The following is a 16,198-nucleotide window of genomic DNA, read 5'->3' as shown; positions in this document are numbered from 1 at the left end:
CCGGAAGCGGACGCCGCCGGGGCGGGCGGCAGCCGAGCGCCACCCTCCCGGGCCGGCGCCGACCCGGGCTTGACTCCGCAGGACCGCGATATATCGTGTTCAGCAGAGACACGATATGTTGCGTCGCCGTGACGCCTCGCACGTCCAGTCAGGGGAGGCCAGGGATGTCAGCCGGATCACAGTGGTCGATCACCGCGCCACAGAAGCTCACCTTCGACGACCCGGTGTCGGCCCTCGACGTCCGTATCGCGGGCGGCACCGTCAATGTGGTCGGCACCGGCAATGGTCCCGCCCGCCTCGAGGTCTCGGAGATCGACGGCCCGGCGCTGAAGGTCTCCCACGTCGACGGCACCCTGAGCGTGGGCTACGACGACCTCTCCTGGAAGGGCTTCCGCAAGTGGCTCGGGCAGTGGAACCGCACCGCCCATGTCACCCTCACCGTGCCCGTCGGCACCAGCGCCACGGTCGGCGTGATCGGGGGCTCCGCCGTGGTCTCCGGGCTGGCCGGCCGCGCCGAACTGCGCGGCGTCTCCGGCGACTTCACCCTGCTCGGGCTGACCGGGCCGGTGCGGGCCGAGACCGTCTCCGGCCGGGTCGAGGCGCAGGCCGTCACCGGCGATCTGCGGTTCCACTCCGTCTCCGGCGACCTCACCGTCATCGAGGGCTCCGGGCCCCTGGTACGGGCCGAATCGGTCAGTGGCGACATGGTGCTCGACCTCGCCCCCGTCCCGAAGTGCTCCGACATCGGCCTCACCACCGTCTCCGGCGAGATCGCCATCCGGCTGCCGCACCCCGCCGACGCCGAGATCGAGGCCAACACGGCCAGCGGCTCGGTCTCCAACGCCTTCGACGATCTGCGGGTCAGCGGCCAGTGGGGAGCGGGGGGCACCCCCAGGGGTAGCTGGGGGAGGATCACCGGGCGGCTCGGCGCGGGCAATGGCAGCCTCAAGGCCACCACCGTCTCGGGCGCCATCGCGCTGCTGCGCCGTCCGCCGTCCGAGGACGACACGGACACCACCGACGGCACCCAGGGAAAGGTCCTCTGATGCCCCCCGTATTCGCCCACGGCCGACTGCGCCTGTATCTGCTCAAGCTGCTCGACGAGGCGCCGCGCCACGGCTATGAGGTCATCCGTCTGCTGGAGGAGCGGTTCCAGGGGCTGTACGCGCCCTCGGCGGGCACCGTCTATCCGCGGCTGGCCAAGCTGGAGGCCGAGGGCCTGGTGACCCACTCCACCGAGGGCGGCCGCAAGGTCTACTCCATCACCGACGCCGGACGCGCCGAACTGGCCGACCGCAGCGGTGAGCTGGCCGATCTGGAGCTGGAGATCCGCGAGTCGGTCGCCGAACTCGCCGCCGAGATCCGGGAGGACGTCCGCGGCTCCGCGAGCGATCTGCGGCGGGAGATGCGGGAGGCGGCCCAGCAGGCCCGCTCCTCCGGCGGCACCGGCGGCACCGGCGGCACCGGCGGCACCGGCGGCGCCCAGGACAAGCACGGCCCGTGGGAGGGGTCCTGGGGCGACAAGGAGACCTGGCGGCAGGCGAAGGAGGACATGCGGCGCGCGAAGGAGGAGTGGAAGGAGCAGGCGCGCCGGGCGAAGGAGGAGAGCCGGCGGGCCCGGCAGGACGCCCAGCGCGCCCGTAAGCAGGCCAAGGACGCACAGGACTTCGCGCGCGAGGAGGTCCAGCGGATCGCCCGGCGGGTCCAGGAGCAGACGCAGGAGCACATCCGGGCGGGCGACTGGCAGCAGGCGGTGCGCGAGGGGCTCGCCGAGGTGTCGCGCGGGATGAGCCGGATCTCCCGCCAGGGCAGCTCGCGCTCGGACTGGGGCTGGGGCTGGGACGACGAGACGTCCGGGCCGGAAACCAAGGTCGAGCGGATGGACATGACCAAGCCGGAGGGCGGCGGCAAGGAGGAGAAGCCGACCGGCGGCGGCAGCGGCGCGGCCGGAGTGCGGGAGCCCGAGTGGGCCAGGGACTTCACCCCCTCGGACGCCCCGGCCCGCGATCTGGAACGGCTGCTCGACCGGTTCCGCGACGACATCCGCGACGCGGCCCGCGACCACGGGGTGACGGACGCCCAACTGGCCGACGCCCGCCATCATCTGGGGGCGACCGCGGCGCGCATCACCGCGCTGCTCCGAGGTGACCAGGCATAGGCCCGGCCTCCATCTCGCTCAGGACCGGCTTCCGTCCCACTCAGGACGGCTTCCGTCCACCGCTTGACCTCAACCGCGGTTGAAGTTCCAGGATCGGGGTCGGAGGGGCGCACCACGGGGGGCGCCCCTCCGACCCCGATCCCCTTTTCCTTCTCAGCTCTTCCCGACCGCGAGGAGACCGTCATGTCCGCCCTTCCCGGCTCCGGCCCGCTGCCCGATCTCACCCGGCCCGATGTGGGTGCCGCGCTGTTCAGCACCTGGAGCGTGGGCACGCCGGAACGGCAGCGGGCCGCGGTCGACGCCATCGCCGCCACCTGGGACAGCCGCCCCTGGCCGGCACCCGAGCTGCTCTCCTACAACGTCTACGCGGGTACGGACGGCGATACGCTGATGCACCACTCCCAGTGGGCCGGTGAGGCCGCGTACCACGCCTTCTTCCGGACCCACCGCCAGGAGCGCAACGACGAGATCGACAGCGCGGTCCCCGACCTCAAGCGGCTCGGCCTTTCCTCCTACCGCTACTACCGCGGCTTCCAGGCACCGGCCGCCCAGAGCGATACGCCGGACCCCGGGTCGGCCCCCGGGCTGATCGTCGTCGTCGAGATCGACTTCGACGCCCCCGATCCCGAGCTCCGCCGGTCCTGGACCGACCTGGTCATCGAGGCTCTGGAGAACGAGCCCGACCCCGGCCTGATCTCCGCCGACTTCCATCTGATCGTCGACGGCGAGCGCCATCTGAGCACCGACCGCGCCCGGGTGCTCAACTACGCCCACTGGACCGGCGCGGAGACGTACGAGGCGGCGATGGCGGCCGATGGGCCGCGCGGCGGCGGCTCGTCCGTCTGGGACCGGGTGCGCGACTTCCCCGGTCTGGTGGGTTCCTCGTCCCGCTCCTATCGCTTCCGGCGGAGCTTCGTACCGCCGTCGGCGTCATCGTCGCGGAATTCCGCGAATTCGCCGGAGCGCGAGACCCGGTAGATCATCGCGCGGGCTTCGCGCCAAGCCTCCGGCATATGCTCGCCGCCCTCTCGCCGCCTTCTCGGCGCGGACCGGATCCACCGGGTCTGTTCGAATTCCCTCGCGAATCCCCGGCCCTCATTGCGGCCGTGGAGGGCGGCACGGTATTCAGACCGTCAATACGACCTTGCCGAACAGATCGCCGCCCGCCATCTTCTCGAACCCCTCACGGGCCCGGTCCAGCGGCAGCACCGAGTCGATCACCGGTCGTACGCCGCGGGCGGCGCAGAAGCTCAGCAGGTCCTCCAGCTCGTCCTTCCCGCCCATCGTGGAGCCGACGACCTTCAGCTCCAGGAAGAAGATCCGGTTGAGCTCGGTGGCCTTCGGGTTGGGGCCGCTGGTGGCGCCCGAAATCACCAGGGTGCCGCCGGGCTTGAGGGACTTCACCGAATGCGACCAGGTCGCGGCGCCCACCGTCTCGATCACGGCGTCCACTCGGCGCGGCAGCCGCTCCCCCGGTTCGTGCGCGCTCTCGGCGCCCAGCTCGACGGCGCGGGCCCGCTTGGCCTCGTCACGGCTGGTGGCCAGCATCCGCAGCCCGGCGGCCGCGCCGAGCACGATCGCGGCGGTGGCCACACCGCCGCCGGCGCCCTGGACCAGGACGCTGTCGCCGGGGCGCACCCCCGCGTTGGTGAACAGCATGCGGTACGCGGTCAGCCAGGCGGTGGGCAGGCAGGCGGCCTCCTCGAAGGAGAGCTCCTTGGGCTTGGGCAGCAGATTCCAGCTGGGGACGGTCACCTTCTCGGCGAAGGTGCCCTGGTAGCGCTCGGTGAGGATGGTGCGGGGCTCCTTCGGGCCGACGCCGTGTCCGCTCTGGCCGATGACGGAGTGGAGGACGACCTCGTTGCCGTCCTCGTCGATCCCGGCCGCGTCGCAGCCGAGGATCATCGGAAGCGACTCCTCGCCGAGGCCCACACCGCGCAGTGACCACAGGTCGTGGTGGTTGAGCGAGGCGGCCTTGACGTTCACGGTCGTCCAGCCGGGCCGGGCCTGCGGCTCGGGGCGCTCCCCCAGTTCGAGGCCGCTCAGCGGCTGGTCACGGTCGATACGTGCGGCATAGGCAGCGAACATGATCCCGACCTTAGGCCGCCCGGCGACCCCACGGAACCACGCCACGGTGTGACCCCGCTCGCCCACCGCGCACAAGCCCACGGGCCGGTCCGCCCCTCCGGCTGAGGGGCGGACCGGCCCGTGATGGCACAGTCCGCGATGGCCCGGCGCGCGATGACACCTGGGCCCTGGCGGGCGTCAGCGGCGGGCGACGCCCTCCGCACGGGCGGCCGCGGCGACGGCCGCGGTCACGGCGGGGGCGACCCGGTCGTCGAACGGCGAGGGGATGACCTTGTCCGCGCTCAGCTCATCGGCCACCACCGCGGCCAGCGCCTCGGCGGCCGCGAGCTTCATGCCCTCGGTGATCCGGGAGGCGCGGACCTGGAGGGCGCCCGCGAAGATGCCGGGGAAGGCGAGGACGTTGTTGATCTGGTTGGGGAAGTCGCTGCGCCCGGTGGCGACCACGGCCGCGTACCGGTGGGCGACGTCCGGGTGGATCTCCGGGTTGGGGTTGGCCATCGCGAAGATGAAGGCGCCCGACGCCATCTTCGCCACCGCGTCCTCCGGCACCGTGCCGCCGCTGACGCCGATGAAGACGTCGGCGCCGTCCAGCGCGGCCTCCAGGGATCCGGTGAGCCCGGCCTTGTTGGTGAACCCGGCCAGCTCGCGCTTGACGTCGGTGAGGTCCTCGCGGTCCTGGGAGACGACGCCCTTGCGGTCGCACACGGCGACATCGCCGATGCCCGCCTCGGTGAGGATCCGGGCGATGGCCACACCGGCGGCACCGGCGCCGGAGATGACGGCGCGCAGCCGGCCCAGCGCGCGGTCCGTCAGCCTGGCGGCGTTGCGCAGCGCGGCGAGGGTGACCACCGCCGTGCCGTGCTGGTCGTCATGGAAGATCGGGATGTCGACCCGCTCCTGGAGCTTGCGCTCGATCTCGAAGCAGCGGGGCGCGGAGATGTCCTCCAGATTGACGCCACCGAACGAGGGCGCGAGCCGGGCGACGGTCTCCACGATCTCGTCCACGTCCCGGCAGTCGAGCGCGATCGGCACCGCGTCCACACCGCCGAACTGCTTGAAGAGGATCGCCTTGCCCTCCATGACCGGGAGGGACGCCTCCGGGCCGATGTCGCCGAGCCCCAGCACCGCGCTGCCGTCCGTCACCACGGCGACGACCTGGGACTTCCAGGTGTAGTCGTGGACGAGCTCGGGCTGCTCGGCGATGGCGCTGCAGACCTTGGCCACGCCCGGTGTGTACGCGAGGGACAGGTCGTCCCGGTTGCGCACGGGCACGGTCGCCTGGACGGCCATCTTGCCGCCGCGGTGCAGGGCGAAAGCCGGATCGAAGGGCTCTTCGCCCGTCACGCCGTCGGCTCCTTCACCACTGCCGCTTGTGCTGTCGCTGCGAGGATTGACCATCTCCGCTGCCACTGTTTGACCCCTTTGTCGTTTTTCTGTCGAGGGTATCCGCCCCAGGTTCGGAGCGGGCGGGCACCGCGTCGTCCCATTCAGCGGATGACCACCGCATGGGTCTGGGTACGAACGCCGGGCGCGTCGCACACACGCCCTGAGCCCCGGGTGAGGGGTGCCGTCTGTTCTACCTGAAGCGCGCGTCGAGCGACGAGCGAGTTCTGGTGCGATGACGCCGGAAAACCGGGCATTAAGGCTGGAGGCGGGCGAATCTCTAGGGAAAGTCCATGCCTCCGTCACGCGCTGTTCTCCGCGTGATCATGAGCCCGCCCCGCGTCTCCGGCCGCCGCTGTCCGGCCGGTGCCGCTGTCCGGTTGTGCACCACGGGGATCGCCCGTTATCCGATTTTGACATGGCCAGCGGCCCGCACGGGCCTGTCCGATGACAAGATGCCCCAATCACACGAGATCGCGACACCCACAAACGTGTTCCCCAGATCTCGCCCCCTCACCCTGCCGGAGGAACCAGCATGACCGCCAGCTTCACGCCCCGTGGGGCCACCCTGAAGTCCCGGATGGCCTCCGTCGGCGCGATAGCGGTGGCAGGCGCCTTGCTGCTGACGGGCTGCGGCGATCAGACCGACAAGGCCACCGGTGGGTCGAACACCAACGCGGCCCCGCTCTTCAACCAGCTCCCCAAGGAGATCCAGAGCGCCAAGGTGATCAAGGTCGGCTCGGACATCAACTATCCGCCGGTCGAGTTCAAGAAGAACGGCGAGGTCATGGGCATCGACCCGGACATCGCCGACGCTCTTGGCAAGCAGCTCGGGGTGAAGTTCGAGTTCAACAACGGCACCTTCGACACCCTGCTCTCGGGCCTGCGCTCCAAGCGATACGACATCGCCATGTCGGCCATGACCGACAACAAGGGCCGCCAGGAGGGTGTCGACCCGGACACCGGCAAGAAGGCGGGCGAGGGCGTCGACTTCGTCGACTACTTCACCGCGGGTGTCTCCATCTACACCAAGAAGGGCGCCAACACGGGGATCAAGACGTGGGACGACCTGTGCGGCAAGAAGATCGTCGTGCAGCGCGGCACCGTCTCCCACGACCTGGCCAAGGCCCAGTCGAAGACCTGCCAGAAGAACGGCAAGGGCAAGATCTCGGTCGAGGCGTTCGGCAATGACACCGAGGCCCAGACCCGGCTGCGCGGCGGTGGCGCCATCGCCGGCTCCAGCGACTTCCCGGTCGCCGCGTACGCGGTGAAGACCTCCGGCGGCGGCAAGGACTTCGAGCTCGTCGGCGACCAGGTGGAGGCGGCCCCGTACGGCATGGCCATCGCCAAGAAGAACACCCAGCTACGCGATGCCATCAAGCAGGCCCTCGCCCTGATCATCGCGAACGGCGACTACGACAAGATCATCGCGAAGTGGGGCGTCAAGGAAGGCGCGGTCACCAAGGCCATCATCAACGGCGGCAAGTGATCCGGCCCTCCCCCGTCCGCGCTCGCGCTGAAAGGCACCATCCGTGACACAGAAGATCGAAAAGGCGGATCCGGCCGACGCCCCGCCGACGCCGGCGCCGGAGAACATCAAGGCCATCCCGGTGCGGCACTACGGCCGCTGGGTCTCCGCGGTCATCACCATCGCCGTGCTCTTCCTGCTCATCTCCGCCTTCGCCCGCGGCGATGTGAACTGGGACGCCATCCCGGACTACTTCTTCGACGGCGAGGTCCTCAGGGGCGTCCGCAACACCGTCTGGATCACCATCCTCTCGATGGTGCTCGGCGTGGTCCTCGGCATCATCCTCGCCGTGATGCGGCTGTCGAAGAACCCGGTGACCGCCTCCATCGCCTGGGGCTATATCTGGTTCTTCCGCGGCACCCCGGTCTATGTGCAGCTGCTGGTCTGGTTCAACCTCGGCCTGGTGTTCGACTACATCAACATCATGCCGATCTACAAGGACGAGTGGTCGGACTTCATGACCCCGTTCCTGGCCGCCCTGCTGGGTCTGGGGCTGAACGAGGCCGCGTACATGGCCGAGATCTGCCGGGCGGGCCTCCAGTCGGTCGACGAGGGTCAGTCCGAGGCCGCCCAGGCGCTCGGCATGAGCCACGCCAAGACGCTGCGCCGGGTGGTGCTGCCGCAGGCGATGCGGGTGATCGTGCCGCCGACGGGCAATGAGTTCATCAACATGCTCAAGACCACCTCGCTGGTGATCGCGGTGCAGTACTGGGATCTGCTGCAGGCCACCTCCGAGGTCGGCCAGAACTCCGGTGCCACGGCGGAGATGCTCTTCCTGGCGGCCGCCTGGTACCTGATCCTCACCTCCGTCCTGAGCGTGGGCCAGTACTACCTGGAGCGGTACTACGCGCGCGGCTCGAGCCGCAGCCTGCCGGCCACCCCGCTGCAGCGGGTCCGGGCCAATCTGCTCTCCTTCAGCAACCGCTCCGGAGGTGTCGGCGCATGACCGCCATGGTGAAGGCCGAAGGCGTCCACAAGTCCTTCGGCCCGGTACAGGTCCTCAAGGGCATCGACCTCGAGGTCGCGCCGCGCGAGGTGTTCTGCCTGATCGGCCCGTCCGGCTCCGGCAAGTCCACCTTCCTGCGCTGCATCAACCACCTGGAGAAGATCAACTCCGGGCGGCTGTACGTCGACGGCGACCTGGTCGGCTACCGCCAGAAGGGCGACAAGCTCTACGAGCTCAAGGACCGCGAGGTCGCCGAGAAGCGGCGCGACATCGGCATGGTCTTCCAGCGCTTCAACCTCTTCCCGCACATGACCGCGCTGGAGAACGTGATCGAGGCGCCGGTCCAGGTCAAGCGCGAGACCAAGGCGGTCGCGCGGGAGCGCGCGCTGAAGCTGCTGGACCGGGTGGGCCTCGCCGACAAGGCGGCCAACTACCCCTCCCAGCTCTCCGGCGGCCAGCAGCAGCGCGTCGCGATCGCGCGGGCGCTGGCGATGGAGCCGAAGCTGATGCTCTTCGACGAGCCCACCTCGGCGCTCGACCCGGAGCTGGTGGGCGATGTGCTCGATGTGATGCGCGGGCTCGCGGAGGACGGCATGACGATGATCGTCGTCACGCATGAGATGGGCTTCGCCCGCGAGGTCGGGGACTCGGTCGTCTTCATGGACGACGGCGTGGTGGTGGAGTCCGGGCACCCCCGTGAGGTGCTGACCAATCCGCGGCATGAGCGGACGAAGTCGTTCCTCTCCAAGGTGCTGTAGCCGCTGTCACGGCCGCGAGGGCGGTACGGGCAGGTGCCCGTACCGCCCTCGCGCCGTTGGCCCGCCGCTCAGGTGGTCACTTCAGCCCGAGCACCATCGCGTCCGAGGGCGAGCACCATACGGCCCGTGCCTCCCCGAAGCCCCCCTCGCGCAGCGCCTCGGCATGCCAGGCGACGGACTGTGTCTCCCCGTCCGCGTGGTCGCCGTCGGCCGGATTACCGAAGATCGTGAACCGCTCGGCCACCGGCCCGGCCAGCACCTCGTCCCGTGCCGCGGCCTGCCACCACTGGGCCCAGTCCTGCGCGCCCTCGGCCTGGGCCCGGGCCTGCCGCTCCTTCTGGAACGCGTGGTCGGCGGCGTTTAGCCGGGGCGTGGCGGGATCGGGCATATGGTCCGCGTTGAGGAACACCCCGCCCTCCCGTACGACGCCCGCGATCTGCCCGTACAGCACCCGCAGCTCGTCCGAGCGCAGCCAGTGGAGCGCCGTGGCGGTCAGGACGGCGTCGTACGTACGGTGCGGCAGCCGCCCGGTCCACCCGGGGTCGCGCAGATCGGCGGTCACGAACTCGGCGCGCGGCTCGGCCGCGAGGTGGCCGCGGGCGATCGTCAGCAGCGCGGGGTCGAGGTCCACGCCGGTGCTGGTGGCGCCCGGGAACCGGCGCAGCGCCCGGTCCGAGATACTGCCCGTGCCGCACGCGAGGTCGAGGATCCTCGGCTCCGGGCCGACGACGGCCTCGACCGCGTCGAGCATCACCCGGAACCGCTCCTCACGATCGGGGAGGTACCACTCCTGCTGCCGGTCCCAGCTCCGCTGCCACGCCTGCCAGTCCGCCACGGCGACGGTGTCCGTCATCGAGCTCCTCCAAGCCATGCGTCATCGTCTCCGGCGCAGCCGCCCCGTAATACCCTCGTAGGCAGAACGCCTCTTACCCGACTCTAGATGCCCCGTCGTAAGGACCACAAGTGGAACTGGCTTATTACTCGGATCTCGCCGTGCGCCTGGTCAACAGCGAGGAGCCAAGCCGCGGCACCGACACCCTGACCTCGGTGGAGGCCGTGCGGACGCTCTTCGGGGAGAGCCGGCAGGCGGCCCGTCGGACGACGGACGCCGATGTCACCCGGCTGAGGTCGGTCAGGGCCCGGCTGCGTGCCGTCTTCGAGGCGGCGGCGGGCGGCGACGAGGTGCTGGCGGTGGACCTGCTGAACGCGCTGCTCATCGAGTTCCCGGTGAGTCCGCAGATCTCCGGCCATGAGACCCGTGACGACGACGACCGCCCCAAGTGGCATATGCATATCGCGGACTACGCCGCCAACGCGGGCGCCGGATACGCCGCGACCGCCTCGATGGGGCTGGCCTTCCACCTCACCGAACTGGGCGCCGACCGGCTGGGCATCTGTGAGGCGTCACCCTGTCGCAACGCCTATCTCGACACCTCGACCAATCGATCCCGGCGCTACTGCTCCGACCGCTGCGCGACCCGCGCCAATGTGGCCGCCTACCGCGCGCGCAAACGCCTGGACGCCGAGCGGTCGCCCGGCGCCGAACGCAGCCGGCGCCAGGACCGCGAGCCCACCGGCCGTACGGCGGACACCGCCCAGAAGACCAGCCCGGCCATGGACCGCTGACCACCGCGCCCGGCGCCCGGCCGCGGCCGCAGCCGCAGCCATGCCCGGGCCACCACCAGCTCGTCCGGCACGACGCCGAACTCCCGGCTGTCGTTCTCCACATACGGGTTGTCACCCTTGACCCACCAGCCGCCCTCGCGCCGCTCCACCGCGCGCTTGACGATCAGCAGGTCCTGCCGGAACGGATGGCGCACCACCACCACGTCCCCCGGCCGCACCGGCGCCCCGTAGCGGACCACCAACTGGTCGCCGGGGTACAGCGTCGGCTGCATCGACGGGTTGTACACCTCCGCGAGCCCGATCCGCAGCAGTCCGCGCTGGTCGCGGTCGGGCTCCTGCCCGCGATCGCCCAGCTGCTCCCGCATCACGGCACCTCCGGTCCTCACCCTGCACCCATCACGATCCCAGGCATCCCAGCCTGACACCGGACTTTTGACCTAAGCCCCCCGGGGCACCCGAGAAAAGGCTTCCCCCACGGAGTAATCTCGCACCTGAGAAGACGATCACGAATGGAAGGACAGCTCTATGCTCTCCCGCCTGTTCGCCCCGAAGGTTCAGGTCAGCGCACACTGCGACCTGCCCTGCGGTGTGTACGACCCGGCCCAGGCCCGTATCGAGGCCGAGTCCGTCAAGGCCGTCCAGGAGAAGTACCAGGCCAACGAGGACCCGCACTTCCGCGCCCGCGCCACCGTCATCAAGGAGGAGCGCGCGGAGCTCGCCAAGCACCATGTGTCGGTGCTGTGGAGCGACTACTTCAAGCCCCCGCACTTCGAGAAGTACCCGGAGCTGCACCAGCTGGTCAACGACACCCTCAAGGCCCTGAGCGCGGCCAAGGGCTCGACCGACCCGGCCACGGGGCAGAAGGCACTGGACTACATCGCCCAGATCGACAAGATCTTCTGGGCGACCAAGAAGGGCTGACCCTGCCTTTCCCCAGCACCACAAGACCGCACCCGAGCCGCCCCGAGTGGCCCGGGTGCGGTCTTCTTTGTGCGGCCGCAGGGACGAGCTGGCAGCGCGGTCGGCACATGCCGGGTCAGATGCCCTCGCGCGGCGAGGGCATCGACTCTTCTGCCATGGGTTCTCGTCAAGCCGCATCGGTTCCGCTTGAAGCAGCGGATGCAGCTGTCCGCTTGGCCGGCAGCCGCCCCGCCCACGCTCGGGCCTCGGCCAGGTGTTCAGCCTGCAGCCCGGTACGGGGATCCGGTTGGATCAGCAAGGTCGCCGCGCCGCGGGCGGTGCGCCCCACGGCCCAGGCATGGTCGAGGCCGGTGAAATCGTCGTCGATCCATACAGCAGGGGCGTCAGCGAGCCACGCGTCGACATAGTCGCGCTTCCACAGGTAGCCGTTGGGGTGACTGGTGGTGATCTTCGGGCGCGGCAGATCGACATGCGGCAGGTGCGGGAGACCGAGGAGCGGCCCGATGAGAGTGATGGCGTCCTGGCGCCAGCTGGTGCACCAGACGGGCGCGACCAGGCCGGTACGGATCACGTCCATCAGCATGGGGCCGTGTGCGGGGTTGAGCCAGATGGTGACCGGGTCGTCGGCGCCACGGCCGGTGGGAACGACGTCGTGGCGGGTGTGGGTGGCCGGAGGCGAGCCGTCCGCGTCAGGGAAGGGTATGAGGACGCCGTCGATGTCGAGGAGCAGGCAGGGCGGGCGCATCGGTTCCTCCAGGGGAAGCCGTGGCGAAGGACTGTCAGAACCTGCGAGCGCGGATCAGCAGGGTGGTGGGCCAGTGGCCCGTGCGGGCGTCGTAGAACTCCTGGACCGAGGTGAGCCGGAAGCCCGCTTGGCTGAGGTGCTTCTCCCACCGGTCGGGGGAAAACTCCCAGCGGGCGATGGCGAGCCTGGTGCGGTCGGGAAGAGTGACGTAGTCGCGGCGGGGACGATCGTCGCCCGAGGGGCTTCGGCCGCCACGCTGCGGGTGGGGGACGGAGAAGGCGAGCACCCGGCCGGGCGTGAGGCGCTGGGCGATGGCCGGCAGCAGGAGCTCAGGAGCAATGAGCCCTACGGCGCCGAAGACGGAGTAGATCGCGTCGAACTGCTCGTCGGAGGCTTGCAGGTAGTGCAGGGCGTGGCCGGCGACAAAGGTGAGGTTGTTCAGCCGTCCGTAGTGGGAGCGGGCGCGGCGGACCTGGAGACCGACCAGGTCGACGCCGGTGACGTGAGCCCCGTGGCGGGTGGCGAGATGGGCGGCGTTGTGGCCGGGGCCGCAGCCGAGTTCCAGTAGCCGCTTGCCGCGCAGGTCGGGGCCGAGGACGTCGGCGCCGGGCCCTTGGCCGGGCCGGGTGGTCCACTCCGTCCGGGCAGGTACGGCGAGGGGTTCGGCCAGTCCGGCGGCGGTGCGCTGGAGGGTGTGCGCGTGCCATGGGGAAGCCTGGGCGAGCACGTCAGATCTCCAGAAAGTGGAGGACGTCGGTGAGGTGGCGGCGGACGGCCTTGATGTAGGCGGGGTCGGTGGCCGGGTTGTTGATCCAGCGGATGGACTGCTCCACGAACCACTCGACGGCCCACATGCGGTGCCAGCCCAGGGCCCAGTTCTCGGCGGTGAGCCCGCCGCGCGGGGCGAGGGCGTCGGGGCTGCCGCCGGCAGTGACGTACTGCTCCAGGAAGCCGCGCAGGCGCACAGGGTGCGGGGGCTCGATGGTGCCGTGCCAGCTGGCGAGGTCGAGCAGGCCGGGGCCGGTGAAGGCGCGGGCGAAGTCCAGCAGCCGCCAGCCACGCTCGCCGATGTGAAGGCTGGTGGGGTGGAACTCGGAGTGCACCCAGCCGAACGGTGCCAGCGTCGCTCCGGCCGAGCGGGCGTCGGCGACCTGGGCGATCCGGTCGAGCGCGTCCTCGACGTCGTCGGCGTCCCGCCACCGGTCGGCCTTGCGCAACCGTTCGAGATGCTCCAGCGCACGGGCCGGCAGCGTGCGCAGCCGCTCCTGGCCGAGGACGGGCAAGGGCGGAGCCGTATGGGTACCGTGCAGGACCACAGCCGCGGCGACGCCGTCCAGGTCATCGGCCTCGCGGACAGACGGCCCAAGGTCCTCCATGAGCAGGCCGAGCCAGCCGTCCAGAACGGCGGAGGCGTGGACCTGAGGGACGGGAAGACCGAGAGTGTGGGCCAGGCGGAGGGCTTGGTCCTCGCTGTCGAACGGCTTCTTGGCGTACTTGAAGATGGCCGTGGTGCCGTCTGGAAAGGTCACGCGCTCAACGCCGGACATGGACCACACGCGTACCTCCTCCCGTACGGCGGTGGACTGGCCGGTCGCGGTGAGCAGGTTGTCGAGGAGTTCGGCGCTGGGATTCGGGCTCATGGGGGCTCCGGTCGGTGGGAGGCGTCCGGGGCGGGCGAGAAATGCCGCCCCGCCCCGGAGCCTGATCGGGTGGTGGGTTACGCGGCGGGGCTCACACGGTGGGCGTAGACCTGCTCGATCCAGCCCGCCTTGAACGCGGCAAGGTCGTCACGGAAGTTCGCCATCGAGGCACCGTAGGGCGCGACCACACCGCCGGCCTGGTCCGGCACAGACTGGCAGCCATGCACGAGCCGGCCACCGAGCGCGGCGTGAGCCTTGATGGACTCGATCCGGCGGTGCTCGTTGAACCAGCCGCCGTGGTACACCTCGTCGAGCATCCCGCCCATCTCGTCGTCCAGGTCGAAGACGGCGGAGGTGGCGGCGGGGAAGAACCAGCACGGGCCGACGTTGGAGATGTGGCCGTCCAGCTCGACCTTGTTGAGCGCCATGAGCGTGGCCGCCTCGCGGAGCATCCGCAGGTGGTCGGCGGTGATCTGCGGCAGGCCGAGGCCGGCCAGGTGCTCCTCGCGGAAGAGGCGGGCGTACACCTCGTACGCGGTGGCCAGGACACGAGCGGCGTCCGAGGTGGACTCGCCGTGGTTCTTGATGAAGTCGAGTGCGAGCTGTTCGACCGCGCTCTCGGTCGTCTCGTGCACGCCGAGGAGCTGGGCCTTGACCAGCTCCCAGTCGGCGACGAGCCAGCTGCTGGACTCGAAGCGGAAGAAGTAGTCGGCCGGATCGATGGTGATGCGCCGGCCGTCGATCTGGATGCCGGGCAGGCGGCTCCAGCGCGGGTCGAACGCCTCGGGCAGCTCGACCGTGAAGGCCGTGGTGTCGATGGTGGTCACCGTGTCTCCGTCTCTGTTCGGCCGGGATCGGGCACAGGAATGCCCGAACCCGGTGTGGGTGTACGGAACTTCGGGGAGCCGCCCGGACCAAGGGGAGCCTGGATCACGGTCGCGCCGTTCCGGGCGGCTACTGATAAGTGAACCGGTGGTCACGCTCAGTGGGTACGGTGGAAGGCAGTTGAAGCGGTATACGCGGTTTACAGCTCCGGAGCGGAGGCAATCGTGGCGGGGCAGAGAAACCCCAACTCCCGTCTGCGCGATGTCATCGACTCGGCCGACTGCACCTACGAGACCCTCGCCAGAGACGTGCGGCGTATCGCCGCCGAGAACGGCGAGATCCTCCAGACCAACAAGTCGGCCATCTCGCACTGGGTGAACGGCACCCGCACCCCTTCGGGCCGGGTAGGCCAGTACCTCGCCGAGGCGCTGTCCCGCCGAGCGGGACGCACGATCACCCAGACCGAGATCGGCCTCCGCGCCGGCGAGGCCGAAGAGTCGGCGGAATCCGACCCCGTCCTAGCCGTCACCGACCTGGGCCGCGCCGACGTCGAGCGCCGCCGCTTCCTCGCCATCGCGGCCTTCACCACCGCCGGCGTCGCCATGCCACTCGGCTACGACCACGAGGCCACCGCCCGCATGCTCCGCCTCCGCACCGGCACATCCGTGGTCGGGGTGGAGGACGTGGACGTCGTACGGCAGATCACCACGGCCTTCAGCGCGGCCGACGAACGCCTTGGGGGTGGCCACGGCCTGACCACGGTCACCGCATACCTCGCCGACACCGCCGCCCCCATGCTTCGGGGCCGATTTCACGGCGAAGTCTTACGTCGGGCCGCGTTCGGCGCGGTCGCCGAACTCGCCTACCTGGCTGGTTGGAAACACCACGACCTCGGGCACGAAGGCGCAGCCCAGCGCTACTACCAGGTCGGCTACCAACTCGCCTGCGAAGCGGACCCGCACGGCCACGCCGCCTGGATGATGCGCGCCCTCGCCCACCAAGCCCTCAGCCTCAAACAGCCCCACCACTGCGTCGACCTCGTCGAAGGCGCCCTGCAGCGCGGGCTCGGCCGCGTCGACGGCCAGACCGAGGCCCTGCTCCACATCACCCACGCCCGCGCCTACGCAGCCGTCAACGAGCACCCCCTGGCCGTGCGTGCCCTCCTCGCCGCCGAAGCCGCCCTGCAACGGGAGGACGGCCCTCAGCCCAGCTACTCCCGCGTGAGCGGCCCCGCCGCCGGGACCGTCACCAGCCACACCGCCCGCACCCTGACCGACCTCGCCGACCATATCGGCACCGAACAACAGCACCGCTACGCGCTCACCCGCTGGGACCCTGCGAAGTGCAAGCGCGTCCACGCCCTCACCCACGCCGACCTCGGCGACAGCCTCGCCGCCCAGGCCCGCGCCGACGAAGCCGTCGCCGCCTGGACCCAAGCCTTGGTCCTCATGGAAGGCATGACCTCCGACCGCACCCGCAAGGCGATCACCTCGATCCGCTCCACCCTCGCGGTCTACCAGCGCCGCAAAGTGCCCGGAGCCGCCGATCTCGCACGCCGCGCCCGCGAAGCCCTCGCCTAA

At 70.4% G+C, this 16,198-nt stretch carries 16 protein-coding genes and 1 pseudogene; 9 read left to right on the top strand and 8 right to left on the bottom strand.

Going from position 1 to position 16,198, the window contains the following annotated elements; genetic code table 11:
* The first annotated feature begins 164 nt into the window (after positions 1-164).
* The 3 genes from CGL27_RS31540 (at position 165) to CGL27_RS31530 (ending at position 3,136) form a co-directional block, all read left to right on the top strand.
* Entirely contained in the window at positions 165-1,046 is an 882-nt protein-coding gene (locus tag CGL27_RS31540) for a DUF4097 family beta strand repeat-containing protein (protein WP_119991443.1), read from the top strand.
* Complete coding sequence (locus CGL27_RS31535) at positions 1,046-2,158, top strand: PadR family transcriptional regulator (protein WP_119991442.1); 1,113 nt, start codon at positions 1,046-1,048, stop codon at positions 2,156-2,158. Before CGL27_RS31540 ends, CGL27_RS31535 begins: the two co-directional genes overlap by 1 nt.
* 183 nt (positions 2,159-2,341) lie before the next feature.
* The gene (locus CGL27_RS31530; protein ID WP_119991441.1) at positions 2,342-3,136 is read left to right on the top strand and encodes an antibiotic biosynthesis monooxygenase; all 795 of its coding nucleotides are present in this window, start codon (positions 2,342-2,344) and stop codon (positions 3,134-3,136) included.
* A gap of 147 nt (positions 3,137-3,283) precedes the next feature.
* Here CGL27_RS31530 and CGL27_RS31525 read toward each other — a convergent pair whose 3' ends face one another.
* Both CGL27_RS31525 and CGL27_RS31520 read right to left on the bottom strand, forming a co-directional pair.
* On the bottom strand, positions 3,284-4,246 hold the full coding sequence (locus CGL27_RS31525; protein ID WP_119991440.1) for a zinc-binding dehydrogenase: 963 nt from the start codon (positions 4,244-4,246) through the stop codon (positions 3,284-3,286).
* A gap of 177 nt (positions 4,247-4,423) precedes the next feature.
* Positions 4,424-5,656, bottom strand: a complete 1,233-nt coding sequence (locus tag CGL27_RS31520; protein WP_119991439.1) for an NADP-dependent malic enzyme — start codon at positions 5,654-5,656, stop codon at positions 4,424-4,426.
* A gap of 508 nt (positions 5,657-6,164) precedes the next feature.
* Between CGL27_RS31520 and CGL27_RS31515 the strand changes: the two genes are divergently transcribed.
* Genes CGL27_RS31515 through CGL27_RS31505 form a run of 3 tightly spaced genes read left to right on the top strand, consistent with a single transcriptional unit; the run spans position 6,165 to position 8,861 of the window.
* On the top strand, positions 6,165-7,118 hold the full coding sequence (locus CGL27_RS31515) for an ABC transporter substrate-binding protein (RefSeq protein ID WP_078643552.1): 954 nt from the start codon (positions 6,165-6,167) through the stop codon (positions 7,116-7,118).
* Between the two features lie 43 nt (positions 7,119-7,161).
* Complete coding sequence (locus tag CGL27_RS31510) at positions 7,162-8,103, top strand: amino acid ABC transporter permease (RefSeq protein WP_078643551.1); 942 nt, start codon at positions 7,162-7,164, stop codon at positions 8,101-8,103.
* Positions 8,104-8,108: 5 nt separating this feature from the next.
* Entirely contained in the window at positions 8,109-8,861 is a 753-nt protein-coding gene (locus CGL27_RS31505; RefSeq protein WP_059147812.1) for an amino acid ABC transporter ATP-binding protein, read from the top strand.
* Between the two features lie 76 nt (positions 8,862-8,937).
* Here CGL27_RS31505 and CGL27_RS31500 read toward each other — a convergent pair whose 3' ends face one another.
* Positions 8,938-9,714 carry a class I SAM-dependent methyltransferase gene (locus CGL27_RS31500; protein ID WP_078643549.1) on the bottom strand — a complete coding sequence of 259 codons (777 nt, stop codon included), beginning with the start codon at positions 9,712-9,714 and terminating at the stop codon, positions 8,938-8,940.
* A 110-nt stretch (positions 9,715-9,824) separates the two neighbouring features.
* Between CGL27_RS31500 and CGL27_RS31495 the strand changes: the two genes are divergently transcribed.
* Positions 9,825-10,487 (top strand): CGNR zinc finger domain-containing protein, encoded by a 663-nt coding sequence (locus tag CGL27_RS31495; protein ID WP_240450704.1) that lies wholly within the window; start codon positions 9,825-9,827, stop codon positions 10,485-10,487.
* On the opposite strand, the pseudogene sodX reads toward CGL27_RS31495, so the two are convergent.
* Positions 10,433-10,852 (bottom strand): annotated as a pseudogene (gene sodX, locus CGL27_RS31490) (nickel-type superoxide dismutase maturation protease); the annotation flags it as partial. The gene CGL27_RS31495 and the pseudogene sodX sit on opposite strands and share 55 nt — an antisense overlap.
* A gap of 160 nt (positions 10,853-11,012) precedes the next feature.
* Between sodX and sodN the strand changes: the two are divergent.
* A complete protein-coding gene (sodN, locus tag CGL27_RS31485; RefSeq protein ID WP_078643546.1) occupies positions 11,013-11,408 on the top strand; it encodes a superoxide dismutase, Ni in 396 nt (131 codons plus the stop codon).
* Between the two features lie 166 nt (positions 11,409-11,574).
* Here the strand turns inward: sodN and CGL27_RS31480 are convergent, their stop codons facing one another.
* From CGL27_RS31480 to CGL27_RS31465, 4 genes are all read right to left on the bottom strand, one after another.
* On the bottom strand, positions 11,575-12,153 hold the full coding sequence (locus CGL27_RS31480) for an HAD domain-containing protein (RefSeq protein ID WP_119991438.1): 579 nt from the start codon (positions 12,151-12,153) through the stop codon (positions 11,575-11,577).
* A gap of 34 nt (positions 12,154-12,187) precedes the next feature.
* Positions 12,188-12,880: a class I SAM-dependent methyltransferase gene (locus tag CGL27_RS31475; protein WP_119991437.1), complete on the bottom strand. Its 693-nt coding sequence runs from the start codon at positions 12,878-12,880 to the stop codon at positions 12,188-12,190.
* A 1-nt stretch (position 12,881) separates the two neighbouring features.
* Positions 12,882-13,793, bottom strand: coding sequence for a phosphotransferase (locus CGL27_RS31470; RefSeq protein WP_119991436.1), 912 nt, complete (start codon positions 13,791-13,793; stop codon positions 12,882-12,884).
* Between the two features lie 77 nt (positions 13,794-13,870).
* A complete protein-coding gene (locus CGL27_RS31465; protein WP_119991435.1) occupies positions 13,871-14,620 on the bottom strand; it encodes a hypothetical protein in 750 nt (249 codons plus the stop codon).
* A 222-nt stretch (positions 14,621-14,842) separates the two neighbouring features.
* Here CGL27_RS31465 and CGL27_RS31460 point away from each other — a divergent pair, with 222 nt between their 5' ends.
* Positions 14,843-16,198: a tetratricopeptide repeat protein gene (locus CGL27_RS31460; RefSeq protein ID WP_119991434.1), complete on the top strand. Its 1,356-nt coding sequence runs from the start codon at positions 14,843-14,845 to the stop codon at positions 16,196-16,198.

Source organism: Streptomyces sp. 11-1-2 (assembly GCF_003595545.1).
In the GTDB taxonomy this organism is placed as follows: Bacteria; Actinomycetota; Actinomycetes; order Streptomycetales; family Streptomycetaceae; genus Streptomyces; species Streptomyces hygroscopicus_B.
This window is presented reverse-complemented; position numbering and strand designations above follow the sequence as displayed.

Coding starts and splice junctions, on each gene's coding strand:
- CGL27_RS31515 (WP_078643552.1), top strand. CDS start 6,165: ATGACCGCCAGCTTCACGCCCCGTGGGGCCACCCTGAAGTCCCGGATG.
- CGL27_RS31530 (WP_119991441.1), top strand. CDS start 2,342: ATGTCCGCCCTTCCCGGCTCCGGCCCGCTGCCCGATCTCACCCGGCCC.
- CGL27_RS31535 (WP_119991442.1), top strand. CDS start 1,046: ATGCCCCCCGTATTCGCCCACGGCCGACTGCGCCTGTATCTGCTCAAG.
- CGL27_RS31480 (WP_119991438.1), bottom strand. CDS start 12,153: ATGCGCCCGCCCTGCCTGCTCCTCGACATCGACGGCGTCCTCATACCC.
- CGL27_RS31505 (WP_059147812.1), top strand. CDS start 8,109: ATGGTGAAGGCCGAAGGCGTCCACAAGTCCTTCGGCCCGGTACAGGTC.
- CGL27_RS31470 (WP_119991436.1), bottom strand. CDS start 13,793: ATGAGCCCGAATCCCAGCGCCGAACTCCTCGACAACCTGCTCACCGCG.
- sodN (WP_078643546.1), top strand. CDS start 11,013: ATGCTCTCCCGCCTGTTCGCCCCGAAGGTTCAGGTCAGCGCACACTGC.
- CGL27_RS31540 (WP_119991443.1), top strand. CDS start 165: ATGTCAGCCGGATCACAGTGGTCGATCACCGCGCCACAGAAGCTCACC.
- CGL27_RS31525 (WP_119991440.1), bottom strand. CDS start 4,246: ATGTTCGCTGCCTATGCCGCACGTATCGACCGTGACCAGCCGCTGAGC.
- CGL27_RS31500 (WP_078643549.1), bottom strand. CDS start 9,714: ATGACGGACACCGTCGCCGTGGCGGACTGGCAGGCGTGGCAGCGGAGC.